The sequence below is a fragment of the Phycisphaerae bacterium genome (genome assembly GCA_012729815.1).
Classification (GTDB): Bacteria; Planctomycetota; Phycisphaerae; order JAAYCJ01; family JAAYCJ01; genus JAAYCJ01.
Genome location: JAAYCJ010000047.1, coordinates 1 through 22,643 on the forward strand (window position 1 = coordinate 1; position 22,643 = coordinate 22,643).

Annotated in this window: 17 protein-coding genes; 10 read left to right on the forward strand and 7 right to left on the reverse strand. The window is 64.1% G+C overall.

What is annotated here, in order from left to right; translation table 11 throughout:
* The 5 genes from sppA to GXY33_03650 all read left to right on the forward strand — a co-directional run.
* On the forward strand, window positions 1-1,547 hold a 1,547-nt coding region (gene sppA, locus GXY33_03630), incomplete at its 5' end, for a signal peptide peptidase SppA (GenBank protein NLX04218.1).
* A 7-nt stretch (window positions 1,548-1,554) separates the two neighbouring features.
* Window positions 1,555-3,273 carry an apolipoprotein N-acyltransferase gene (lnt, locus tag GXY33_03635; GenBank protein ID NLX04219.1) on the forward strand — a complete coding sequence of 573 codons (1,719 nt, stop codon included), beginning with the start codon at window positions 1,555-1,557 and terminating at the stop codon, window positions 3,271-3,273.
* Window positions 3,270-4,286, forward strand: coding sequence for a HEAT repeat domain-containing protein (locus GXY33_03640; protein NLX04220.1), 1,017 nt, complete (start codon window positions 3,270-3,272; stop codon window positions 4,284-4,286). The genes lnt and GXY33_03640 overlap by 4 nt, the downstream gene beginning before the upstream one ends.
* A gap of 114 nt (window positions 4,287-4,400) precedes the next feature.
* Entirely contained in the window at window positions 4,401-6,326 is a 1,926-nt protein-coding gene (locus GXY33_03645; GenBank protein ID NLX04221.1) for a hypothetical protein, read from the forward strand.
* 28 nt (window positions 6,327-6,354) lie between these two features.
* The gene (locus tag GXY33_03650) at window positions 6,355-8,604 is read left to right on the forward strand and encodes a hypothetical protein (protein NLX04222.1); all 2,250 of its coding nucleotides are present in this window, start codon (window positions 6,355-6,357) and stop codon (window positions 8,602-8,604) included.
* A 99-nt stretch (window positions 8,605-8,703) separates the two neighbouring features.
* On the opposite strand, the gene GXY33_03655 is transcribed toward GXY33_03650, so the two are convergent.
* From GXY33_03655 to GXY33_03685, 7 genes are all read right to left on the reverse strand, one after another.
* A complete protein-coding gene (locus tag GXY33_03655; GenBank protein ID NLX04223.1) occupies window positions 8,704-9,171 on the reverse strand; it encodes a zinc-ribbon domain-containing protein in 468 nt (155 codons plus the stop codon).
* A 28-nt stretch (window positions 9,172-9,199) separates the two neighbouring features.
* Window positions 9,200-10,090 (reverse strand): 4-(cytidine 5'-diphospho)-2-C-methyl-D-erythritol kinase, encoded by an 891-nt coding sequence (gene ispE / locus GXY33_03660; GenBank protein NLX04224.1) that lies wholly within the window; start codon window positions 10,088-10,090, stop codon window positions 9,200-9,202.
* A 348-nt stretch (window positions 10,091-10,438) separates the two neighbouring features.
* Window positions 10,439-11,998: a hypothetical protein gene (locus GXY33_03665; protein ID NLX04225.1), complete on the reverse strand. Its 1,560-nt coding sequence runs from the start codon at window positions 11,996-11,998 to the stop codon at window positions 10,439-10,441.
* A gap of 101 nt (window positions 11,999-12,099) precedes the next feature.
* Window positions 12,100-12,888: a dihydropteroate synthase gene (locus GXY33_03670; GenBank protein NLX04226.1), complete on the reverse strand. Its 789-nt coding sequence runs from the start codon at window positions 12,886-12,888 to the stop codon at window positions 12,100-12,102.
* 255 nt (window positions 12,889-13,143) lie between these two features.
* Window positions 13,144-13,323, reverse strand: a complete 180-nt coding sequence (locus tag GXY33_03675; GenBank protein ID NLX04227.1) for a hypothetical protein — start codon at window positions 13,321-13,323, stop codon at window positions 13,144-13,146.
* Window positions 13,324-13,673: 350 nt separating this feature from the next.
* Complete coding sequence (locus GXY33_03680; protein NLX04228.1) at window positions 13,674-14,642, reverse strand: hypothetical protein; 969 nt, start codon at window positions 14,640-14,642, stop codon at window positions 13,674-13,676.
* A 327-nt stretch (window positions 14,643-14,969) separates the two neighbouring features.
* On the reverse strand, window positions 14,970-17,003 hold the full coding sequence (locus GXY33_03685; protein ID NLX04229.1) for a hypothetical protein: 2,034 nt from the start codon (window positions 17,001-17,003) through the stop codon (window positions 14,970-14,972).
* 241 nt (window positions 17,004-17,244) lie between these two features.
* On the opposite strand from GXY33_03685, the gene GXY33_03690 reads away from it, so the two are divergent.
* The 5 genes from GXY33_03690 (at window position 17,245) to GXY33_03710 (ending at window position 22,633) form a co-directional block, all read left to right on the forward strand.
* Window positions 17,245-17,976 (forward strand): cytidylate kinase-like family protein, encoded by a 732-nt coding sequence (locus GXY33_03690; protein ID NLX04230.1) that lies wholly within the window; start codon window positions 17,245-17,247, stop codon window positions 17,974-17,976.
* Between the two features lie 10 nt (window positions 17,977-17,986).
* Window positions 17,987-18,406, forward strand: coding sequence for a hypothetical protein (locus GXY33_03695; GenBank protein NLX04231.1), 420 nt, complete (start codon window positions 17,987-17,989; stop codon window positions 18,404-18,406).
* An 8-nt stretch (window positions 18,407-18,414) separates the two neighbouring features.
* Window positions 18,415-20,328 (forward strand): DNA strand exchange inhibitor protein, encoded by a 1,914-nt coding sequence (locus GXY33_03700; protein NLX04232.1) that lies wholly within the window; start codon window positions 18,415-18,417, stop codon window positions 20,326-20,328.
* A gap of 36 nt (window positions 20,329-20,364) precedes the next feature.
* Window positions 20,365-21,294, forward strand: coding sequence for a tRNA epoxyqueuosine(34) reductase QueG (gene queG, locus GXY33_03705; protein ID NLX04233.1), 930 nt, complete (start codon window positions 20,365-20,367; stop codon window positions 21,292-21,294).
* Window positions 21,295-21,376: 82 nt separating this feature from the next.
* Window positions 21,377-22,633: a hypothetical protein gene (locus GXY33_03710; GenBank protein NLX04234.1), complete on the forward strand. Its 1,257-nt coding sequence runs from the start codon at window positions 21,377-21,379 to the stop codon at window positions 22,631-22,633.
* The last annotated feature ends 10 nt before the right edge of the window (window positions 22,634-22,643 follow it).

Consider the following 22,643-nt stretch of genomic DNA (forward strand, 5'->3'; position numbering starts at 1 on the left):
TGGCCCAGTCGCAGGAACTGCTGATGGAGTTGAAGGGGTTCGCGGCGGCGGGCAAGCCGGTATTCGCCCATAGTGATACGAGCATGGGGCCCAGCTACATGGTGACGTTGCCGGCGCGGCGGATCGCGATGACTCCGGGCGCGACGCTGATGCTGTTCGGGGTGAATGCCCAGATGCTGTACTTTCGCGGGCTGATGGACAAACTCGGGATCGAGGCCGAGGCGATCCACATGGGGCAGTACAAGCTGGCGGCTGAGCCGTTTACGAACTACGAGCCGTCGGACGAGATGATCGAGCAGCTCACAGCCCTGGTGGACGGCATCTATGGGCAGAGCGTGGCGGCGATCGCGGAAGGGCGCGGTCTGACGGCTGAGCAGGTGCGGGCGCTGATCGACGACGGGCCGTATTTGGCCGAGAACGCGGTGGAGGCGGGACTGATCGACGCGGTGGCCCATCGCAGCGATTTCCTGGAGAGCGTACGGGAGGAGACGGGTGGGTATCTGGTGTACGACTACGGGCGGGCCAAGCCGCCGCAGATACGGCCGGGGCTGGCCGGGCTGATCCAACTGCTGACCTCGTTTGGAGCAGGCGGAGCGGTCGAGGCGGAGAATAAGGTCGCGATCGTGCTGGTGGATGGGATGATCGTGGAGGGCGAGAGCGAGGAGTATTTCGGGGCCGACGGGACAGCGGGCAGCGAGACGCTTCGCAAGGCGTTCCGCGACATCGCCCGCGACCGGACGTACAAGGCGGTGGTGGTTCGGATCGACTCGCCGGGCGGGTCGTCGACGGCCTCGGAGATCATCTGGCAGCAGATTCGCGACGCGGCGGAGGACCTGCCGGTGGCGGTGTCGATGGGATCAGAGGCGGCCAGCGGCGGATACTACATCGCGGTGGCGGGTCAGCGTATTTTCGCGGATTCGGCGACGATCACGGGATCGATCGGGGTGATCACGGGCAAGCCGATCTTCACGGAGATGCTGAACAAGCTCGGGGTCAACACGTTCAGCGTGAGCCGCGGCAAGAACGCGGACCTGTTCGATCCGTTCTCGCGGTTCTCGGAGCACGGGCGCGAGACGCTGCTGCGGCAGATCGAGCGGATTTACGACCTGTTCGTTCAGCGGGTCAGGGAAGGGCGCGGCGAGCGGGTTGAGGACGTGGAACGTCTGGCCACCGGTCGGGTGTATACGGGGGCGGAGGCGGTGGAGCTGGGTCTGGTGGACGAGATCGGCACGCTGGCCGACGCGGTCGACTGGGCGGCGAGCGAGGCGGAGCTGGAGACGTACCAGGCGGTGCTGCTGCCGAAGCCCAAGAGCCTGCCGGAGATCATCCTGGAGAGCATCGGCTACGACGTGGACCCCGAGGCCCGGATGATGGGGCTGGCGGCGGCGCAACTGGCGCCGCAGGGCGGGGTGTTTGGGTCGTTGGCCGCCTATAATCTGCTTGCGGGCGGGCGGATGGATGCGCTGGCCCGCGTGTCGGTGGCGATCCGGCTCCTTGGAAGGGGCGACGCGCTGGCGCTTTGTCCGTGCCGCATCCGATGCGAATGATAGTCTGATGAAAGCAGCGGCTCAAGGAAAATCGAGACTGGCGAAGGCGTGGACGGCGGTGCTGACGTGGCAGAACGCTGTGTACCTGGGCCTCGCGTTGACCAGCGTACTGCTCTACTCGGCGGCGTACCCGCCGGTGGAGTTGTCCGGGCTGGCGTGGGCGGCGCTGACGCCGTGGCTGATGGTGGTTTTCATCTGTCCACCCGGGCGGCAGGTGATCATCAGCGCCATTGCGGGGATGGCGTTTTTCTTTCTGAATGTCTGGTGGATCGCACCGGTCACCATTCCCGGGTATATCACGATGAGCATCTACCTGGGGCTGTACTGGGCGTTGGCGGGTTGGGTGATCCACCGGCTGGTCAGGGTCAACCATTGGCCGGCGTTCGTGGCGGTTCCGGTGGTCTGGGCGGGGCTGGAGTATCTTCGGGCTTGGATGGTCACGGGTTTTCCGTGGTTCTTTCTGGGGCATTCGCAGGTCCGGAACCTGGCGATCATCCAGGTGGCGGATCTGGTGGGGGCGTATGGGGTGACGTTCCTGGTGGCGATGGTCAATGGATTCTTCGCCGAGTTGATTTACCAGGTGTACTCGGGAGGCTGGCGGACGCGGCGCGGGGTGGTGGCGATCGCGGTGGTGCTTCCGCTGTTGAGCGGGGCGTTCATCTATGGAGTCTGGCGGCTGGGACAGGACACGGTGTACGCGGGCCCGCGGCTGGCGGTGGTTCAGGAGGATTTTCCGCTGACCGTCAACGGCGAGAGTCCCAGCCTGGGCAAGTCGCTTTCGGCGCATCTGAAGATTTCGCGTGAAGCGGCAGGGCAGGGCCCGGCGATGATCGTGTGGCCGGAGACGTCGATCGGCATCTCGCTGAATCCGGAATACCGTACGCATCCGACGGAGGACGAGGACCTGCGGGACGTTCAGGGGCTCAGCCAGCAGGTGTACGACGTGCTGAGCGAGCACGCCCGCGAGGCGCAGGCCCATCTGATCGTGGGCGCGATCAGCAAGGAGTTCAACACGCCCGGCACGTATCCGGAGGTCAACAAGTACAACTCGGCCCTGGTCTTCGCGCCGGACGGCGAACTGGCGGATCGCTACGACAAGATTCACCTGGTGCTGTTCGGGGAGTTCGTGCCGTTTCGGTACAGCGTTCCGCCGCTGTACCGGTTCCTCAACGAGAACATGACGCCGTACGGCCAGGGCGGGTATGAGTACAGTCTGACGCACGGGCAGGAGGTCAAGCGGTTTGAGCTGACAGCGGGCGGCGAGAGCTATCGCTACGGGGTGGCGATCTGCTACGAGGACGCGATGGCGTACCTGATCCGGCGGTTTGTCAGTCCGGAGAACGACCGCAAACAGATCGACTTTCTCATCAACATCAGCAACGACGGGTGGTTCAACCACAGCGCGGAGTTGCCGCAGCACTTGCAGATTTGCGCCTTTCGGGCGGTTGAGAACCGTGTGGGCATCGCCAGGTCGGTCAACACGGGGATCAGCGGGTTCATCGACCCGACGGGCCGGATCGATGAGGTGGTGGGCAACGGGGCGTACGGGCGGGGCACGCGCGGATCGGTGGTCCGGGCGATCAAGCTGGACAAGCGGGTTTCTTTTTACAGCCGATACGGCGACTGGTTTGCTATAATCTGCCTGGCGGTGACGGCGGCGGCGGCGGTCAAGGCCGACGCCGCATTCGGGAGAGTTTTGGGTCGAAGGACAACCACAACGCCATGAAACGTCACGGACGATGGTTCATCTGCCTGCTGGTCGGACTGGCGGCGGGATGTGCGCAGGTTCGGCCGCTTGGACCGGTGAATCCCGATCAACTGGCGGTTCGGGCGCGGCTGACTCTGGTCAACGCGATGGACGACCCGTCGCCGTTGATTCGGGCCCATGCGATCGAGGCGTTGGGCGAGGCGGGCCAGAGTTCGTCGGTGCAGTACGTCCTCATGGGATTGAGCGACAAGTATTGGGGCGTACGGTTTGCCGCGTGCATGGCTGTGCTTCGGATGCGGTATGAGCCGGCCAAGGGGTTGCTGGTCGAGAAGACGCGCGACCCGAACCGGTCGGTTCAGGCGGCGGCGGCTGGGGCATTGCACGTGTTGGGCGATCAGCAGTACACGAGCATTCTGGGCGATACGCTGTTCGACAAGGACCCGGTGGTGCGGCGCAACACGGCGATGGTGCTCGGGCGGATGGGCGAGCCGGCGGCCAACAAGCTCCTGAAGCGGGCGCGGCTCCGCGACAAGGACCTGTCGGTCAAGCTCCAGGTGCTCGAGGCGATGACGGTTCTTGGCGATCGGCGGTCGCAGCGCCTGATGCTCAACTACTGCCGCAGCGGATACGACGATGAGATCGCGCTGGCGGTGCTGGCCCTGGGCCAGGCCAACTGCCAGGAGGCCAGGGAGCAGATCGTCTACGTGTTTGAGGATTCGAGCCGTTCCGGTCGTCTGGGGATGCGGCTGCTGTCGGCCCGCGCGTTGGCCATGCTGGGCGATGAGCGAGGTCGCGAGGATGCCCGCGGCGCCCTTGGCTATCGCCGCAGTACCAGTGCGACAGTATCAGCACAGCAAATACGGCATCTGGCCGCGCTGGCACTGGCCGCGATGCCCGATCCGGACGATCTGCCGTACCTTGGGCCGTTACTGGACGATCCGGATCCTGATGTTCGGATCGCCGGCGCGCTGGCGATCCTGAAATCGGCGGGAAAAACGGCGGCGGCGGCGTCGCCCGCGCCTAGAATTTGACACAGCGGCAGTGTACCCGCGTTTGATGTCCGACCCGACGAGTTTCGTATTGAATCGTCGATCCAACAGCAGTAATGTAGGTATATAAAGACACGCAACCCCCGAGGGCTAAAGATGCGCATGACCAACCTTCGCCTTCCCGGTTCCGCCCTTGTTCTGGCCGTGGTTGTGTGGCTGGGCGCCGTTCCCAGCCTGGCCGCTGAGCGATCCAGCTATTTCGACCCGGCGCGGCACATGGGGCTGGACAAGGTCAAACGCGGGATGAAGGGCTACGGCCTGACCGTGTTCGCGGAGAACAAGATCGAGCGGTTCGACGTGGAGATCGTGGACGTGGTCCACAACTTCGGGCCGAAGTTTGACGTGATCCTGGTCAAACTCCGCGGGCACGAGTTGGAGCGGACGGGCGTGATCTCGGGCATGAGCGGATCGCCGGTCTATCTGACCGACCCGGAGGACGGGAACGACAAACTGATCGGGGCGATCGCCTATGGCTGGGAGTTCAACGCGCCCGGTCCGCCGATCGGCGGGGTTCAGCCGATCGAGCACATGCTGGACGTGGACGTGTCGGCCAAGCCGAGCGGTCAGCAGGTGGTTTCGACGCATCGGCCCGGCGTGTTGACGCGGCAGTTGCTCAGCCGTCTGCCCGGAACGAGCCTGATGACCGATGAGGGCCGTCAGGGCCGGTTTGCGATGGCGGGTCTGATCGATTTGACCGACGCGCAGACGCCGGCGGCGGGCGGTTTGTCGAAGGCCGCTTCGTCATTCAACCCGGGTCTGGTTCCTCTGGCGACGCCGCTGAGCGCGGCTGGGCTGGACCGCGGGTTGTTTGCGGCGCTGGCGGAGAGTCTGGGCGGCTACAACATGCTGGCGGTGGCGGCGGGCGGCGCCGGATCGGCGCCGCAAGGCGCGCCGAAGATGGAGCCGGCGGGCGTGCTCGGCATTCCGTTCGTTCAGGGCGACCTGGCGCTGGACGGGATCGGCACGATCACCGAGGTCATCGGCGATAAGGTCTGGGCGTTCGGGCATTCGATGTTCGAGCAGGGCGAAATCGAGATGCCGATCTCCGGCGGCTACATCCACAGCATCATTCCGAACCAGATGTCGTCGTTCAAGTTCGGTTCGTGCGGCGAGCCGATCGGCACGCTGCGCAGCGACGAGCGGGCGGCGGTGCTCGGCGTGGTCGGCAAGAGCCCGAAGATGATCGACCTGTCGGTCCGCGTGGATCTGGACGGGGCCGTTCGCGAGTACAACTACCAGTTGGCCACGCATCACGAGTTTCTGCCGATGCTGACGTTGATCTGCGCGGCGAACTCGATCATGGCCCACCACAACCTGCCCGAGCTGCACACGGTGGAGTACAAGGGCTCGGTGGCGTTCGACGGTCTGGGCCGCATCGAAGTCGGCAGCGTCAGCAGCATGATGTCGATCATGCCGATGCTCACTGACGTGGTGGACCCGATCGACCTGATGCTCAACAACCCGTACTCGCGGGTATTGCCGGACCGGATTGACCTGGACGTCAAGATCCGGCCGGAGTGCTGTCTGACCTCGGTCATCCAGGCCCGCACGGACAAGGAATGCTACAAGCCGGGTGAGACGGTCCGGATCGACCTGGACCTTCAGAAGTACCGTGGCGACCGGTTCAGCCATCGGATCGAGTACACGATTCCGAAGGACCTGCCGGACGGGCGGTACGATCTGGTCTTGGGCGGACTGAACGCGGCGATCCTCGCCGACCGGCAGAACTATCCGCACCTCTACGCCCCACAGTCAAGCCAGGGGTTGTTCCGGCTGGTCGAGCACGTCAGCCGGATACGCGGCGACTGCCTGTACATAGCCCTGAATAACCGCCGATCCGGCATGGGCATCAGCACGCACGCGCTGCCCGATCTGCCGGGCTCGAAGCTGGCACAGTTCGAGGCGGCCGATCCCGGCCTGGTCAAGCGCATCAACTCGTGGCAGGTCGTCACCTTCCCGGCGGATTTCTACATGAGCGGCGTTCAGAAGTTCGCCATCGACGTCTCACGCGAAAAAATCTAGTACCGCAGCTATAGCAGGAGCACAGACGATGAAGAATCTTGCCGTGGCGATGCTCGCCGTGTTGCTGGGCCTCTCGCAGGCCGCCGCCGTTTCCACGAGTTTTTTCGAGGACACCGAGGCGGCGGACTTCAAGAAAGGGCAGTACGAGGACGTCCTGATCAGCAACGCCGGGTATATCGCGCTCGGGCTGACCAGCGAGGTGCTGCTGGGCGACCGGGCGGACGTCAGCGCGGTCTACGCGATCGACCAGCTCAGCGATGGCGCGGTCGTGGCGGGCACCGGTCCGGACGGCAAGGTGTTCAAGCACGTGGACGGGGCGTGGCAGGAGCTCTTCAAGGCCGATCAGCCTTACGTGGTTTCGATGGCGGTTGGCGCTTCGGACAAGCTGTACGTGGGCACGGCGGGCGACCAGGGGTTGATCTATGAGATTGCGCCCGACGGCCAGAGCAAACGGATCTTCCAGCGGGAGGGAGTCAACTACATCTGGGCACTGCTGCTGGTGGATGGCGGCCGACTGCTGGCGGCGACGGGGCCCAACGGGCAGGTGTTCCAGATCGACGAGTCCGGGGCGAGCGAGGTTTTCTCGTGCGAGCAGAAGAACATCATCGCCATGACGGGCGGGCGCGAGGGCATGGTATACCTCGGGACGGACACGGACGGAATTCTGTACGTGCTTGAGCCGGATGGCGGAAAGTACCGCTCGCGGGCATTGTACGACGCGCAGGAAGACCAGATTTCGGCGTTGACCGCCGATCCGGACGGGATCGTCTATTTCGCGACGGCTTCGGGCAAGGCGGCGCCCGGCGAGGCGAGGGCGTTCCTGGAGCGGGCGCCCGGTTCGCCGGCCACGCAGCCGAGCGGCGCGTCGGGCTCGGGGGCGGAGAACTCGGGCAACGCGAACCAAACCACCATGGCGGCTCCGAGCCGTTCGGCCTCGTCATCACCGGCGATGGGGCGAGTGCCTTCGGGCAACGGGAAGCAGAACGCGGTGTACCGGCTGGACCGGCTGGGGTTTGTCAACGAGGTCTACCGCGACCAGCTTGATTTCAACGATCTGCTCTTCCACGACGGCGCGCTGTACGCGGGCACGTGGCCTGACGGCTGGGTGTTTGAGATTCTGCCGGAACGTGAAGAGGTCCGGACGGCGGCCAAGGCCGAGGCGAAATTCGTCTACGATCTGGCGCCGGGACGGAACGACGCGTTGTTGGTGGCGACCGGATCGCCCGGCGGCGTGATACGGCTGGGACCGGGTCTGGCCGGCACGGGCACGTTCACCAGCCAGGTCTTCGACGCCGAGCAGATCGCGGGATGGGGCAACATCTTTGGCGAGTTCGCGGACGCCTGCGCTCCGGATGTCTGTCCGCAGGTCCAGACCCGCAGCAGCGCCATTCAGGATGACGACGACCCGGCCTGGTCGGCTTGGTCGGAGCCGCGGAGCCTTTGCGAGCCGCAGCGGATCCTTTCGCCGAGCGGGCGGTTCATCCAATACAAGATCACGTTCGCTCCGAAGGGCGATGCGACGGCGAGGCTTTCAGCGGTGAAGATCGCATACCTGGTTCCCAATCAGCCGCCGCTGATCGAGAGTCTGCAGGTGCTGCGGCCTGGCGAGCGTCCGGGCGGCAACAAGATGAACAGTGTTCCGCCGCCGCCGCAGCCGCAGCCGAACGGACCGGCGCCGAAGCTGCGTCAGTACAAGCTGATGTGGAAGGCGAGCGACGCCAACGGCGACACCCTCACGTATGACCTGTACGCCCGTCTGGCCGGCGCGCCGTACTGGTTCCGGATCGACCAGGATCTTCAGCCGACGAACTACCAGTGGGATCCGACGGCGGCGCCGGACGGCGAGTACATCTTCAAGGTCGTCGCCTCGGACCGCCAGGACAATCCGCCGGACATGGCGATGGAAAGCGCGCGGGTTTCGGATCCGGTGCTGGTGGACAACACGGCGCCGCGGGTGGTGGGCCTGGAGACGGAGCGGCTTGAGACGGGCGATCTGCTGGTCAAGGCCAATCTGGTGGACGAGCTGTCGCTGATCGAGAAGGCCTACATCCGCATCAACGCGCAGGATGAGTGGCTCTACCTGGCCCCGGCGGACGGGATCTACGACAGCAGGAGCGAGTACGTGGAGACGATCGTGCCGGTTCCGGATGAGGGGCCGGTGCTGATCTCCATCAAGGTTGACGACGACAGCGGCAATACCGGATTTGGCCAGATGATCGTCCCGGAGGCGGTGCCGGTTCCGGCGCAAACGGCGGCGGAGGCCAGCGAGCAGACGTAGGCCGCGGTCCAGATCGGCGTGAACATCAAACATCGCGGCGAGAACTGCTCCGCCAAGGATATGAACCGTTTGCTTTGACGGTGGATCGCCGGCTGGCGATCAGTGCTTGGCGGTTCCGCCGCGTTCCTCGGGCTCGTGCCCTGTGTCGTATCCGTAGTCTTCGTCCATGCGGGTGGGGACGTAGTCCGGAGACTTGGACCTCTCCAATTCTTTTTCATAGGCGTCCAGGACCGCGTCCTGAATCCGCTGACGGCACTGGGGGTTGATCGGGTGCGCCACGTCGGCGTGAAGCTTGACGCGCCCGGTATCGTCCTTGGGAACGCGGGCGTCGGGCAGGCGGGTTCCGCACTCGTTGCAGAATTTGGCCCGCAGATGGTTCTTGGCGCCGCATCGCGGGCACTTGTCGGCGAGCTTGCGGGAGGGCATGGCCACGAAGGGGCCCGACGCACCGTCAATCACCTTGATGTCGCGAACCACGAACTCTCCGTCCAGCGTGACGGTGCAGAAAGCCTTGAGGCGTTCGGCCCTGATGTCCACCAGCTTGACCTTCACTTCGGTTACTTGCATCGTTGAGCCCTCGAGAAGTTCCTCTCCGTCACCATGGGTTGTTTCTGACCAACCAGGTGGCCAGATGCGGGTGTGAGCGATTGATCCGCCGCCTCAGTCGATCGGCCTGGTCGCGAGAGTCGAGGATCGCGAACATGGCCGTTCCCGATCCGGACAGCCGGACGGGCGTTTCCGACAGCGATTCAAGTTCCTCACGAAGCTTGCCCAAATCCTGATTGGCGCGAAAGGCCGCGGCCTCCAGATCGTTGCGGAAACGCTCCGCCGCTTCGGAGGCTCGTTGGCCCGGAAGCTCTCGCGCCAGATCGTCAGCCAGTCCCAAACAGCAGGGATCGCTCACCCGATGGTAACGGTATACCTGTTCTGTCGCCAACCGCTCGACCGGCTGGATGACCACGGCCCAGAAGTCCCAGCCGTCCAGCGGTTCCACCAACTCACCTCGACCCCGGCAGATCGCCATGGGGCCCAGGAGGAAGAATTTGACGTCCGAACCCAGCACCGCGGCGACTTCGCCGAGGCGCTCCGGGTTCAGGTGGAGATCCCAGAGCTCGTTGAGACCCACCAGGGCCGCGGCGGCGTCCGCACTGCCGCCTCCAAGCCCGGCCTGCATGGGAATGTGTTTTTCGAGATGAATCGCTACGGCCGGGCTGACCCTTCCGTACCAAGCCAGCAGCGAGGCGGCCCGGTAGATCAGGTTGCGGCTGTCGGTGGGTACGGCCGGGTCGTCGCAGGTAATCCGGATTCCCGGGTCCGACCGGCAGACGCGCAGCGTGTCAGACAGAGTGATGGTGGTCATCAGGCTTTCGAAGGCGTGATAGCCGTCGGGACGCAATGCGCCCACGGCCAGCGAGAGATTCAACTTGGCCGCGGCACGAACCAACAACTCGCCGTCGACTTGCCGAAGACGCGGTCTTAACGCCACACTGTTGTCCACGTCGCCCTGATGCACGGGGCACATAACGGACCTCGTCAACGAATCGATAGCCACACTGTTATTCCAGGCCTTTTCTCAATCCTCCCGAACGGTCATGTACAGCAGCGAGAGAAACTCCCCGCCGCACATCTCAACATGCGAATCCCCGAGAGGTCTGTCGAAGGTGAATATTCAAAAGAGGTCGCTTGATAACTGATTCTAACAAAAAGATAAGTAGTGTCAACTGGCCACTGGCATTAATTTCAGCGAAAAAACACCAGTAAATGTATTAATGCACGGACATTGCCGATCCGGCTAGGCATATGACAGATTCCTCAATCCATGTAGACCAACGGTCTATTTATTCGAGGGGTTGTCGTCGGTCTGCGGTTTGGGCAATCCCAGGGCGCGATGGTCACGGTTGGCCGCCATGCTGATCCAACTGCAGGTGTGCTTGAGGGCCACGTTCTTGGCGGGTATGAAACTCTGTGCCACCTTGCCCATGCCTCCGGCGTGGTGGGCCTGGCGGTAGATCTTGACCCAGGCGCAAGTGACGCCGGGCCGGACCTCGCATTCGTCGCCGACCTTGGAGCCGCCGCAGGGGCCGTTGGGCAGCTTCTTGGCGCAGGAGGCCTCGACGCAGACGTAGGCGGTCTCCGGAAGGGAGCAGGAGCCGCAACCCTGGCACTGGACCAGTGGGTACTTGCAGGCCCGCTCGAAGCGGTACATGGACCCGCGAAGCCACCGCCGACGGTCGGCACAGAGGCACAGCCGCTGCATCCGGCCGCCGTTGGTCATGCTGCCGCTGAAGAACACATCGTGGATCGCCTGCATGAAACGGTACTTGAGGGACGCGCCGGCCGGGGCGTCGACGGAAGTCTCTTCGCGGAGGTTGAGGCCGTTGCCGTCGGGTTTGAACCAGTAGAAGCCGTTGGCGGGCGCGGTGGCGACGGGTTGGCCTTCCGGCGTCTTCCAGAGCTCTTGCCACTGGGTCCAAAGCTGGTCGCCTGAGCGGGTGGCGGCCATTTCATCGGCGGCGTCGAGGACGGCTTTGATGTTGGCTGGGCTTTTGATCCCGCCGATGTGGACGCCGGCGTAGCCCCAGGTCCGGCAGAGGGCGACCTGGAGGGCGAGGATCCGGGTTCGTCGGCCCTTGCCCTTGTCCGGATCGGACGAGAGGCCTTTGAGGAACTCATGCATCGCCTCGGTGGCGACCACGCCAGGAAGCTCGTCCTGCAGGGCCAGCTTGGCCAGGACAGCGGTCGGCCAGTAGAGGGCCTGAACGATGGGGGCGCCGATGCCCTGGGTCTGGGCGAACAGGATCAACTCGTGGACCTTGCGCATGTCGAGGCCGACCTGGTTGTAGATCGCGTCGCAACCGCGGTCGAGCTTCTTCTGCATCTTGATGTACTGCATGGTCTGGGCGGCGACGGAGTACTTGAATGAACTGACGGCTCCGGCCACAAAGAGGTCCGGGCTGGTCTGCTTGGCGAAGTCAATCGCCTGGACAGAATCGGTGAAGCCGGCGGGAACGAGGATAATGGGGTCCTCGAGTTCGGAGCGAGGTTCGTCACCGGTGATCATCAGGGCGTTTTGCAGGCCGTGGTCGATCAGCCGCTGAAGCTGTTCCCGCAGGTTGTCCTGATTGCGGTTCTTGCCGGAGATGTGGACCAGGGGCATTTTGCCGCTGACGGCGGCGGCGCGGACGGCCAGATCGACGGTGTCGTGGGTGGTCAGCGATGGCACACGATCGGTCAGGGCCATGCCGGCGACGCGAGTGTCCTGGCCGACGAACTCAGCCAGTTTGGCCAGGTCGTCGGCGAAGGGTTCAGCGACGTCGGGGACGGTGTACTCGACGGTGATCGTGAAGGCACCCGACGTTCCCAAGCCCGGTTTGAGCAAGTTTTCCGCACCCATGACATACTCCTCAAGGCGCACAATATCCGCAAGGCCCGGAATACTTTCCGGGTCCACACAATCTTAGGATGGTTTCGGTCGACTGGATCCTCAGCGGATGGTCAGATTCTGTCGCTCCGACCGGCTTCGATATAGTTCATTCCCATCTGATCGAGCCCGAGGATGACCTCGGCGGCCATGACCAGGGGCAACGTTCCTTCGACGGTGGGATCGATGATGACCGAATCGAGACCCGCCCCGATGGCCAGGACCAGGTAGGCCTGGTTGACCCACTTGCGTTTGGGCAAGCCGTAGCTGGAGTTGCTCACGCCGCCGGTGATGTGAAGCTGGGGCCATTTCTGGCGCATCCACCGGATGGCCTGGAGGACGTCGAGGCCGGCGTTGGCCTCGGTATAGACGGCGAGGAAGCAGGGATCGACGTAGATTTCATCGATTTTCTTGCCGGCATCCTGGAGCTTGCCGATCAGTTCCTCGGCCCGCTGCTTGCGGTCGTCGAGGGAGGTCGGGACGCCGGCGTCGCTCATCAGCAGGGCGATGACCCCGCATTCGTGATCCTTGACGAGGGGCAGATACTGCTCGAGACGGTCCTTTTCGAGAGAGACCGAGTTGATGATGGGCTTCTGCTTGACGAGCTTGAGGCCTTCCTGAATGGCTTTGGGATTGGCGCTGTCGAGCACCACGGGAAGGTTGACGGTCTCCTGGACGATTTCGAGGAGCCAGCGGACGGTTTCGATTTCGCCGGTGGGATGTCCGCCGTTGATGTCGAGGTAGGCGGCGCCGGCTTGGGCTTGGATGCTGGCCAGGTCCGCGACGGCGTGGCGATCCCTGGCCTCGATGGCCGCTCCGACCTGTTTGCGCGTCGCGTTGATCTTCTCACCGATGATGATCATCACGTGCTCCTTGATCGCTGGATCGCGGTATGCTGCCGTCGTTGGAATACAGAATACCGGCGTGTCCGCGGGAAGGCAAGCACAAATTATCCAAAGTGGATTTAATTGGGCGAATCGGCGATACTGGGGGATGTGAGGGGATCCTGAGGCGGGCGAATCAAAGAAGCAGAAGCTCCGGTTTCCGGCCGCAAGGGATGGTGCGAACGGGAGCCGGAGCTTACGTTGGGTTCGGAGAACCCAGATCGTCGGGCCTGACTATGCGGGGGCTCCGAGGATTGGGGTGATCAGCAGGGCGAAAACGTCCTCGATGGTCCCCGCGATCACGTTTGACACGGCGGTGCAGACCGCGTCGTTGACGTCACAGTCCAGGCAGGTGCAGCCGGTCATCGCCAGACCCATCACTGCCGCCATCGCTCGAAGTGCGCGAGCCTTCATAGAGTCTCCTTTCGTGAAAACCCGGATCTCAACATTGAGAAACTTATACTGTCAATTTGTCAGGAATGCAACGAAAACCTGACCCGAAGCCGAGAGAGATTCTTACTTAAATGTCTGGGCGCCAATGTGTAACGAAAGTGTCTGGGTCTGCGTGTGTCCTTGCTCGCGGCCCCGTTATGGAATTCACAACCTTTTATCCTGCCTACGTTTAAGCCGCAGTTCGGTGTCCCTGCCTTGATGCTGCTATCAGTGTTAGTTACACTTTCGTCACTTGTCGGTAGGGGACTGCAGAATATTCTCCGGTTTCGCCGTGTCACCTGGGTGGGCTCCGGATATCCGTGGCCACGTTGTTACCACGCCCACGAGAGGGCCATGCCGCCCCAGAACTGGTCTTCAAGCCCGGTGTGCTCGGCCGATTCGGTAGGGCAGGTGTAGAAGAGCATGCCGCTGATGGCCACGGTTCCGGCCCATTCGGGCAGATGGAGCAGGGAGGTCATGTCGTAGGTCAGGTCGAGGCCCAGCTGGGTGTAGGCGTAGCGGAAGTCATGGTCGTCAGTGCCCAGGAGGGGTCCCAGGTAGCTGCCGTCGATGGCGAAGATCGCTGAGGGAGTCAACACCAGGTCGTCAGTGAGGGCAAAGGGGTGATTGATTCCAAACTCCATCCAGGCGCCGCGGGCGAGTTGCATGTCGTGGGCGAGGAAGAAGGACGGGTTGAGGATGCCGTCTTCGCCTTCGTAGCCGACCGATCGCCACATCCAGGCGTCGTTGTGCTCGAGCCTGACGAACCACTCGTGGGTCCGGTCGTTGTCGCCGACGCCCTGGACGTTGGGGAACACGAACATGGTCCATCCGAGGGTGGCGGTGGTGGCGATCCGTTCGAGGTCGTAGCTCCACCAGATGGTGTAGTCGATTTCCTGAGTGTTGTCGGAGGTGGTCGGGTTGATCTTCTCCTGGTCGGCATACCACTCGAAGAAAGTGTCAAACCCGACGGTGCCGTACTTGCCGCCTTCGCCCAAGGGGACACCCATGGTGGTGACGAGCTGATGATTGGGCTTTTCCCGGCCTTCCCTCTCGTATTCGGAGAAGTTGATGCCGCGGAAGATGTAGTCGCTGAGCAGATAGGAGGTAACTCCCAGGCCGACGGGCCTTCCCGCTTGCGGCTCCTCGACCGCGGTTTGGGGCTCGGTCACTTCTTCGACCCCTTCGGTCAGGCCAGGTTCCTTGACCTCTTCGCCGACGGCCGGAGCGGCCAAGGCGGCCAGCAGCAACAGGACCGCCGGAGCGGTCAGGGAGGGACAGTTACGCAGGTTCGATCTCATCAGAGTGCCTCCAAAAACTCGCGGACACCAAGGCGCCGGTTGCCGCGACCGTACGGCACGGTTGCGGTGTTGACGCCAGTCAGCGGCCGATGCCGGCCGTGATAGCACCATCAGGGACTGCCGTCCGCCGACCGCTGAGGGCGACGGGCGTCCGCTCCGCTTGGTGGCGAAGCCGTCGCGTTAGTGAATAGCAACGGCTGTGCCAGAGGCTGGAAAAAGAATCCAGAGCCTGTTACGGCACCAGAGAGGCAGCTTGGCGGCTTGATGATGGTGGCGACGTTGTACGGTTTTGTAGCCGGCGGGCTCGGATCGACGTTTTTGTCGATGTCAGCGACCGGACAGGATCAGCCAGTCATTGCCGACCATTTCCGTCGTCACAGCCATTCGGCGTGGATCGGTAAATCTGACGCTGACGGGGCAGTCGCGGCCGTGGAGGGCCTGGGACCAGTCCAGGGAGGTCCACCCCTGGGGTACGAGCAGTTCGATGCGGTCGTAGACTTCGAACATGGCGTTGGCCAGGAAGATGGTTTTGACGTCGGCTGAGGAGCGAGCGGAGATGTAGACCCACGGTGCTTCGACCAGACGGGGCAGGTTGGCGGCTGCCCCAAGTTCTTCGAGCCATTGGTCAAGCCAGAGCTTTCGGAATCGCGTGTAGAGGCGGATCGGCGGTGGCAGGGGGGTGGGCAGGACGATGCCTTTGCCGCCGCGGTCATTGGCGTAGGCGTAGCTGCCCGTACCGAGCGGCTGGAGGTCGGCGTCCAGGACACGGGTCTTGGGTTGGGCGGATGGGGCGGTCTGATAGAGGGCGATCCGGTAATCGGGATCCTCGTCGATCGCGTTGATGCTGGCGCGCTGCGGGACCCTGTCCGGCGGGACTTCGAGGGCTTCTTCAAGGATGAAGGGGCGCTCGTGGTGGCCCAGACGGGTGAGGGCTTCCAGACCGATCAGTCGGCCGAGGCCGCGCCGGTGGATAATCTCAGCGGCGATCGCATCGAGGAGGACGGTGTTGTGGGAAAGCAGGTTCTCGAGGGTGTCCTGGGCGAAGGTCCAGACGGAGGGTCCGGCCAGCGCGCAGAGGCGGTCAGGGCCGATGCGGTCACAGCGGGTTTGGACCGTGCAAGGATAACCGCAGGCCTGGAGATAGGTGAACCATCCGTAGTGAATGGTTGGGATGTGGAATGGGTTGGGCGAGCCGGAACCCGGAGCGGCTGAGGCGGTTCCCAGCGGTTGGAGGCAGAGGACACCGAGCGGTTGAGTGTCGCGGACCTGTTCCCGGAGAGTCAGGAGCTTGTCCTTCTGCGCGGCAAGCATGGGAGCGACCGTCGGTTCACTGACCGGTCCGCTGCCCAGGAAATCGAGCACGTCGAGGGTCAGGCCGTCGCAGCCGCCTTCGATGGCGAAGGCCATCTGCATGGCGGTCTGCTGCGAGGACTTGGTGAAGCGGGACGTGGGGGCGTTTTCGAGTTCGAAGAAGGTTTTGGTCCCTCTGGGCAGGGCGTTGAGGGTGGCTGAAAGGTTGCCAGCGGGGTCGATGATCCCGTTGCGGCTGGCTTCGGCGTATCCGGCGGCGTGGGGGCGGACCGGAACCCGTTGCGGACCGCCGAGGGTTTCGATGAGAGTGGCCCAGTCGCGGCCTTCGACGTCGTGGCAGGCCATGTGGCTGGTCATGAGGCCGAGCGTGATCCGCGGGTCGATGGCGTCCATGGCCTGACGAAGCTGACGGGCGATGTCGATCTGGGTTCGGCTCATCAGTCGCTGCCAGATGAGGCGGTCGCCGTGGACCTTGTCGGCGGCGTTGAGGTTGGCCAGCAGTTCCTGGCGGCTGGCCGCCTCGGCGCCGCAGCGGCGGAGTTCGCGGATGTGCTCGTCGCAGAAGCACCCGCCCCAGGCCCCGTAGCCGTGGTTGTGGAAGCGGAAGTCATCCTCGATCCAGAGGGTTCGAAAACCGGCTCCGGCGAAATCGGTGAAGGCGTTGACGAAGAGCCTCTGCCACTGCGGGCAGAGCGGGCAGGCGACGGAGAGGCAGGTCTGGCCGGTGTCGAGGACCATGCGGCGATAGTGGAGATCCAGACTGCGGCGGCCGCGGTCGATGTGCAGGAGGGTGTGCCAGGGGTTGATGCTGGCGGCCAGGCCGGCCTGCTCGACGATGGCTTTGGCCTCGGCGGCGAAGTCGAGCCAGGGGCGGTAGTCGCTCTGGCGCCACTGGCCGCGGTTGTACTCCTCGGGCAGGAGGAAGAACATGACTTCGTCAATTTTGGCGTCGCGGCAGAACTGCTGGAGGCGGTGCAGACGCTGCGGTCTGACCTCGACGGGCTCTGGCGGCAGTGAATAGCGGATGATGTAGAGATTCGGCCGGTTCATGATTGATGGTCCTCGATCAAGATCTCCGGCCATTATATCGTTTGGTCGGGCGGCGTCGAGGGCGAAGCGTTTCGGCTGCAGTTTTCGCTGTCGCACTGGTGTTTTTTTACTTACAATAACAATAGGCCTAGAATTCCTTGGGCGGGCTTGTGGCGGACCGATGCGAAGGCGGACTTATCGGACGGTGTGACGGGGAATCATCGGACGGTTCCCGTCGTGGATCAGGATAAGGAGTATCGGCATGAATACGAGCGGCACCGGTATATCGGCCCTGGTCGAGCGCCAGATGCGGGCGTGGGAACTGGCCCGCGAACGCTCGCGGAAGGAAGGGGAGGCGCCCTGCGCCAAACCGGTGAAGTTCTACATCGCGATCTCACGCGAGTGCGGCGCCTCCGACGACGCGATTGTGCCTCTGGTGGTCGAACGGACGGGATTCCAGAAGTTCGACAAGGAGATTCTCAACTACATGGCCGGCGAGGACGACATCCGGCACAAGCTGTACGAGACGCTGGACGACCGGACGGTCGGATGGATCGAGGACGTGGCCAGTTCACTGACGTTTGGGCCGGCGGTGGGACAGGTGGAGTACTTCAAGCGGTTGTCGCGAGCCCTGCTGGCGATTTGCCACAACACGCACGCGATCATCCTGGGTCGCGGGGCGAACTTCGTTTTGCCGCGGGCGTGCGGGTTGGCGGTGCGTCTGGTGGCGCCGGAGGACTACCGGCTGGAGCGTTACGCGAAGGCGACCGGATTGGACGCCAAGGAGGCCAAGCGGGAGATGCGGAAGGTGGACGCCAGCCGCAGCCAGTTCATCGAGACGCACTTCGGCAAGTACGCCTACGACCCGCGGCGGTACGACCTGGTGGTCAATGTGGCGCAGTTCGGCGTCGTCGAGGCGGCGGACCTAATCGTCCACGCCGCGCGGGCCAAGGCCGGCGAGGAATTGAGGCTGCCGGTGGAGTCGAGCACCTGAGAGGAATGGCATGGGACGAGCAAGCAATCGGCGGAAGCTGAGCTACAAGCCGGTGATCATCGTGGCCGCGGTGGCGTTTCCGGTGTTGGCGTTGATGGCGTGGGCGTTGTGGCCGAGGCCGGAGGAGAAACTGGTTTTCGAGAAGGGGCCGGATTTTGCGGCGGTGCTCAGCGAGCACGGGACGTTTCACGTCGGGTGGGCGACGAACGCGGAGTCTCACTCCATGCTGTTCTACCGTTTCGAGCCGGGTCAATCGTACCGGACGATCGCTTCGGGGCCGGCGCGGGAGCACCGGGTGGCGGTGCCGGGTCGGGCGGGCCAGCAGGTGGAGTTCCACGTCGAGGCTTCAGGGTTGAGGCAGACGATTGATTCCGACGTATACCGGGTGACGCTTGAGGTCCCACCCGCCAGTCAGGCCGCCGGGCCGTAGCAGGATTCATGGACCCTCACAGCCTGGATAAGCTGGAATTCGAAGCCGTCAAGTCCGTTCTCGCCCGGCACGCCCGTTGCGAACTGGGACGCAAGCTGATCGGCCACCTTCAACCGGCGAATCGGGAGAAGCTGGTGCATCTGTGGCTGGAGGAGACGGACCAGATGGTTCAGGCCCTGGCGCTGTCGGGTCCGCCTCCGCTGGGTGGAGCGAGCGACGTGGCGGGGCTGGTTCAGCGGATTCAGCCGGGGTCGGGGCTGAGCGGGGAGGAATTCTACCTGGTCGGCCAGACGCTTCGTGCGACGCACTACGTTCAGGCGTACCTGGCGAATCTGCCGGCGGAACTGGTCCACCTGCATCAGCTTGGCGAGCGGATCGGCGATTTCCAGGCCTTGGCGTGGCGGATCGATGAGGTCGTCGAGGCGTCGGGACGGGTCAAGGACACCGCGAGCGAGAAGCTGCTGAAGATTCGCACGGCGATCGAGGACCATCGGCGACGGGTGCGCAAGATTTTCGATCGACTGGTCCGGACGCCGTCGGTGGTCAAGGTGCTGCAATATCCCAACTGGACGTTTCAGGGCGATCGGATGGTGCTGCCGGTCAGCGCCAACTATCGCCAGCAGATTCCGGGCATCGTCCACCGCAGCAGCGACAGCGGGGCGACGCTGTTCATCGAGCCGTCGGAGGCGGTCGAACTGAACAACGCGATCATCCAGTTCGGGCAGGAGGAGCAGCAGGAGGTGTCGCGGATCTTCTGGGAACTGTCGCGGCTGATCCATCTGAATCGAGATGAGATTCTGGTGGCGATCCGGGCGCTGGCCCGGCTGGACATGCTGACGGCGAAGGCGGCGTACGCGGTGAAGCGTCGGTGCGTACGGCCGGAGATCAGCCGGGATGGGTTGGTGCGGCTGTGGCAGGCGCGGCATCCGCTGCTGGTCGAGTTGTTCGATCAGGAAGGCAAGGGGCGGGAGGTGGTGCCGATCGACGTGCGGTTGGGCGATGATTTCGACATGCTGGTGATCACCGGGCCGAACACGGGCGGCAAGACGGTGGCTCTCAAGACGGTGGGCCTGATGGTGCTGATGGCGCAGGCGGGGATGTTCATTCCCGCCGGGCCGGGCTCGGTGCTGCCGGTTTTTGACAACGTCTTTATCGACGTGGGCGACGAGCAGTCGCTCCAGCAGTCGCTGAGCACGTTCAGCTCGCACCTGACGCGGATTCTGCACATTCTGCGTTGCGCCACGCCGTCGAGTCTGGTGTTGATCGACGAACTGGGCGCGGGCACCGACCCGGACGAAGGGGCGGCGATCGGGCAGGCGATTCTGGATGAGCTGCTGGGTCGCAAGACGCGGGCGATGGTGAGCACGCACCTCAGTCCACTTAAGAGCTACGCGTACCGGCGCCCGCGGGCGGACAACGCAGCGGTGGAATTCGATCCGCAGACGCTGCGGGCGACCTACCGGCTGCACATCGGCGAGCCGGGCAATTCGAACGCGTTGATTATCGCGGAGCACCTGGGCGCGTCGAAGCGGCTGTTGGAGCGGGCTCGCGGCTACGTATCGCAACGGGTCAAGGCGTTCCAGCAGGCGATCGACGCTGCGGTCGGATCGCGGCGTGAGGCGGAGCAGGCTCGCCGCCTGGCCCAGGCGGCGGAGCATCAGGCACGCCAGCGGGAGCAGGAACTGCAGTCGCGGATCGAGCAGGTCGACCGCGAGCGCGAGGCGTATCGCCGGTGGCTCGAGTGGGTCAATTCGTTGAAGGCGGGGCAGCGGGTGTTCATCAGGAACATGCGGCGGGAAGGGACGGTGGTGCGGATGGAGTTGCACAAGCAGCAGGCGCTGGTGAACGTCGGGCGTCTGGCGGCGGAGGTGCCGATCAAGGAGTTGGCGGAACCGGCCTCCGTCGAGGAGGCGAAGGGGTGATCGGCGCATGGCTGGTCCGCAGAATTGATGGGACGCATGGCTGACGATCTTAAGGAGACAATCCGGCAGGCGGCGTTTGAATTGGGGTTCGATCTGGCGGGTATTTCGGCGCCGAGAGTCGAGTCGCGGTATCGCGAGGCGTATCTGGACTGGATCGAGCGGGGGCGGCAGGGCGGGATGGGCTACATGGCGCAGAATCTCGATAAGCGGCTCGATCCGGGCCGGCTCGTGGCTGGGGTTCGGTCGGTGCTTTGTCTGGGAAGCAGCTACCATCAGGAGGCGGCGACCCCGGATGGCGGCGGGCGGGTGGCGATGTATGCGTGGGGAAGGGACTATCATCGAGTGCTCAAGGACCGGTTGCGGCGGTTGGCCGTGCGGCTGAGCGGGATGGCGGGGCGGGAGGTGCGGTATCGGGCGTTTGTCGATAGTGCGCCGGTGCTGGAGAAGGCGTTGGCGGAGCAGGCGGGACTAGGATGGATCGGGTCGAACGGGTGCCTGATCAACCGGCGGCTCGGTTCGTTCTTCTTTCTGGCTGAGTTGTTTGCTGACCTGGAACTGCCGGTTGACCAGCCGGCGAAAAACCACTGCGGTGCGTGCCGCAGATGTGTGGATGCGTGTCCGACCGGGGCGATTGTCGCGCCGGGCGTGGTGGATGCGCGGCGGTGCATTTCGTATTTGACGATCGAGCATCGGGATCGGATCGATCCGACGCTGGCTGGGAAGGTCGGGCCCTGGATCTTCGGCTGTGATGCGTGTCAGGCGGTCTGTCCCTTCAACCGCTTCGCCAAGCCAACCCGAATTGACGAGTTTCGGCAGCACCGCTTGGGTCCGCGGATTGATCCGGCGGAGGCGGCGCGATGGACGGACGAGCAGTATGAAGCCCGCACCGCCGGTTCCGCCGGTGCTCGCGCGACGCTGGAGATGTGGCGGCGCAATGCCGGTCTTGTCGCCGGGCCGGGCGATTGACGTTCCTGACAGGCTCTGATAGCATGCCCGCGGTTGATCGCGCGTCTTGTTTGCGCGAGCACGGATTGGACGGAGCATGGTCATGAGGGTTGGTGCGGCGGTCGTTGATATCACTCCGGAAGTCGGCTGCGAGCTGTCGGGGTATGTGGCGCGGGTTCAGCCGTCGGTGGGCGTGCACAGCCGGCTGTTCCTTCGGGCGCTGCGTATTGACGACGGGACGACGCGGTTGCTGTGGCTTCACGGCGATCTGGTGGGTTTGGACGCGGAACTGGCGGCGGCGATCAAGGCGCGGGTCGGAGCGGTGGTGAATCTGCCGCCGGAGCACATCGTGGTGTCGGCGACGCACACGCATGCGGGCCCGTGCACGATCAAACTCATCAACTGCGGCGACTACGATGAGGCGTACGCCGAGCGGCTTTGCCGGTGGTGCGTGGAGGCCGGCCGGCGGGCGATGGAAAAGCCGGTGGACGTCGAGATGCGGTTCGCGCAGGTCCGGTGCGATCTGGCGGTGGATCGGCGCCAGCAGGCGTCGGCCCATACAGACCCGGTTCTGGGCGTTCTGGCGTTCTGCCGTCCGGACGGCGGCTGTGTCGCGGTGGTGGCGAACTATGCGATGCACAACGTCGCGCTGGGACCGGAGAACCGGCATATCAGCGGCGATGTGGCTGGACAGGCGGTGGCCAGGCTTCAAGAGCGGCTGGCGGGACGGCCGGTGGTGCTGTTTACCAACGGGGCGTGCGGGAACCTGAATCCGCCGAGTCGTGCGGATTTCGAGCAGGCGGAACGGTGGGGCGATCAGTTGGCTCAGACGGTTGCGGAGGCACTTGACCGCAGTGAACGGACGTCAGATCAGCGTCTGCGGGTCGCTTCTGATGTTGTGGATGTTCCGCTGGACGCGATGGACGCCTCGGCGATCGAGGCGGTGGTTGACCGGCTGGAGCGTGGCTGTTGCGGGCAGACCGGGTACGTGGCGGACCGGATTCGCGAGGCGGGGCGGATCTGGCGGCGGCGGATGCTGGAGCGGATCGAGTCGGGCAAGTTGCCGACGTCCGCGCGGATGCCTCTGACGGTGGTGTCGTTGGGCGGGACGGTTTGGCCATGCCTGCCGGCGGAGGTTTTTTCGATCATGACAGCTCAGCTTCGGGAGGCGTGCGCACGACCGTTGCAGTTGGTGGGTTTTGCCAACGGGGATATCGGGTATCTGCCGACGCGGCAGGCGTACAAGGAGGGCGGATACGAGACGGAGTCGGCGTTTGTATTCTACGATTCGTTTCGGCCGGCGGTGGGGGCGTTTGAGGATGTGCGGGATCGGATCGTAAGGTTGATCGGGTCGGTGTAGCGGAGCATCG